The sequence below is a fragment of the Acidithiobacillus sp. TH-A35 genome (assembly GCF_057473505.1).
The window spans coordinates 1-2,328 of the sequence record NZ_JBYCKR010000003.1 but is presented as its reverse complement, the minus strand read 5'-3'; the positions used below and the strand labels follow the sequence as shown (position 1 = coordinate 2,328).

The 2,328-nt window shown below is 61.7% G+C and carries 1 protein-coding gene and 2 pseudogenes; 2 read left to right on the top strand and 1 reads right to left on the bottom strand.

What is annotated here, in order from left to right; translation table 11 throughout:
- Window positions 1–470 (top strand): annotated as a pseudogene (locus AC2VNK_RS00140) (glutamate--tRNA ligase); the annotation flags it as partial.
- Between the two features lie 21 nt (window positions 471–491).
- Window positions 492–1,880 (top strand): cysteine--tRNA ligase, encoded by a 1,389-nt coding sequence (gene cysS, locus AC2VNK_RS00135; RefSeq protein WP_291524306.1) that lies wholly within the window; start codon window positions 492–494, stop codon window positions 1,878–1,880.
- Window positions 1,881–1,923: 43 nt separating this feature from the next.
- Here cysS and AC2VNK_RS00130 read toward each other — a convergent pair.
- Window positions 1,924–2,328 (bottom strand): annotated as a pseudogene (locus AC2VNK_RS00130) (ribonuclease E); the annotation flags it as partial.

Genomic DNA, 2,328 nt, shown 5'->3' with positions numbered 1-2,328 from the left:
ATATGGTGCAGTTGCAGCATTGGCAGCACGAAGCGGTACAGTCGCTGGACGATGCCGCCGCCTGGAACTGGTTGGCGCCCCATCTGCAGGACAAAGTGCCGACAGGGCAGGAAATGCATTTTGTGGCGGCGGTGCGTGCCAATATCCTGCTGCCCGCTGATGCACTGGATTGGGCTGAGCGCTGTTTTGCCTCCCCCACGGTCGACGCCGAGGCCGCCGGGGCCATCACCGGAGCCAGCCCTGAGTTCTGGTCCGTCGCTCAGGCGACGCTGCGGGCGTCGGGTGGCGACTACCGGCTCTGGACCAAAACCTTGCAGCAAGCAAGCGGGCAGCGCGGTAAGGCGCTGTTCATGCCCCTGCGCGCCGCGCTTACCGGGCTCACCCACGGACCGGAACTGGCGGCGCTCCTCCCTCTCATCGGTGAAGAGCGCGCGTTAACGCGTCTTCATGCCGCTGCCCAACGCTCCTGAACGTTTGTCGAGGCTGAAAATATGACCACCCTGCCGGTACTGACCCTCTTTGACACCCTACGCCGCAGTAAAACGCCGCTGGAGGTGCTGCGCCCCAATCATGTGGGGCTCTACGTCTGCGGGATGACCGTATATGACTTCTGTCATCTCGGCCATGCCCGGGTCATGGTCACCTTTGATACGGTGGTGCGCTATCTGCGTGAGCGTGACTACGAGGTGACTTACGTCCGCAATATCACCGATATCGACGATAAAATCATTCGTCGGGCGTTGGAGTGTGGCGAGTCGATCCAGTCTCTCACGGCACGCTTCATCGACGCCATGCACGAAGATGAGGCGGCGTTGCTCTGCCAGCGCCCTGATCTGGAACCGCGGGCGACGGAGCATGTGGGCGCCATGCAAACCCTGATCGGCGAACTCATCAACAGAGGGCATGCCTATGCGGCGGCCAATGGCGATGTGTACTACGCGGTGCGCAGCTTCCCGGAATACGGGCGCCTGTCCGGGAAATCCATTGACGAGTTAACGTCGGGCGCGCGGGTGGATATTGGCGAAGACAAGCGTGATCCTCTGGACTTTGCCCTGTGGAAGGCGGTCAAGCCCGGCGAGCCGTCCTGGGCTTCCCCCTGGGGAGAAGGACGGCCCGGTTGGCATATCGAATGTTCCGCCATGTCCGCCGATGCCCTGGGCTGTGCCTTTGATATTCATGGTGGTGGTGCGGATCTGCAGTTCCCGCATCATGAGAATGAAATCGCTCAGTCACAGGGCGCGGGCTGCGCTTTTGCCCATTACTGGATGCACAACGGCTTTGTCCGCATCAACGACGAGAAAATGTCCAAATCGCTGAATAATTTCTTCACAGTGCGGGAACTCTTACCCCGTTATTCGGGCGAGGTGCTGCGCTTTTTCATCCTGTCCAGCCATTACCGCAGTCCGCTGAACTATGCGGAAGAGGCGCTGGAGCAAGCCAAGGCGGGCCTCACCCGGCTCTACACCACCCTGCGCGGGATGCCCAGGCGCAAAATCGTGGCGGAGCTGGGTAGCGAGTGGCGGGAGCGTTTCCATGCCGCCATGAGTGACGACTTTCATACGCCAGCAGCCCTTGCCGTGCTGTTTGATCTGGCTCGCGAGATTAATCGCCTGCGGGATGAAGGCAGCGAAGTAGCCGCGCCGCTCGCCACTTTGCTACGTGAACTGGCGGGTGTGCTGGGCTTGCTGGGACAAGATGCAGAGGATTTTCTCCGCGGCAAGGAGACGGATGCGAGCTGGATTGAGGAGCGTATTGCCGCGCGCGCCGCAGCGCGGCAGACCCGCGATTTTGTCGGCGCCGACGGGATCCGGCAGGAATTAACAGCCGTTGGAGTCATCCTCGAAGATGGCCCCGGCGGCACCACATGGCGGCGGGAATGAGGCACTACTGCTCATTCGGTTTGAGCGGCTAAGTAGCCGTTTCTCAGCCGTCGCCCAGCGGGAAAGACTGCTGCTCGGCTTCACCGGGGACGGCAACAGATACCGCTTCCTGATGTTCCACCGCCTCCACGGCCAGTAAGTCACCCTGTACGGGCTCCTGGGCGGACTCCTGTTGCACTGCCACCGGTATGGATTCCTGAAGGACCTCGTTTACCGGCTCTTGAACGGTCTCAGGCATTGACCCCTGTGCGGGTAAGCTTTCTACCTCCGGCGCCGACGATTGCCCGGCGTCGCGAGAGCGCTCCTGTACCGGTTCACTTTCGACGGTCAGATCGGCAACCGGAGTCAGCGCCTTGGCGGGGACCAGCATCTGGTGCCACTCAGCGGCGGCGGGTACCGTGCCGGGATAGACGAGTTCTTCAGGGACATGGGTGTCATCCTCGGGACC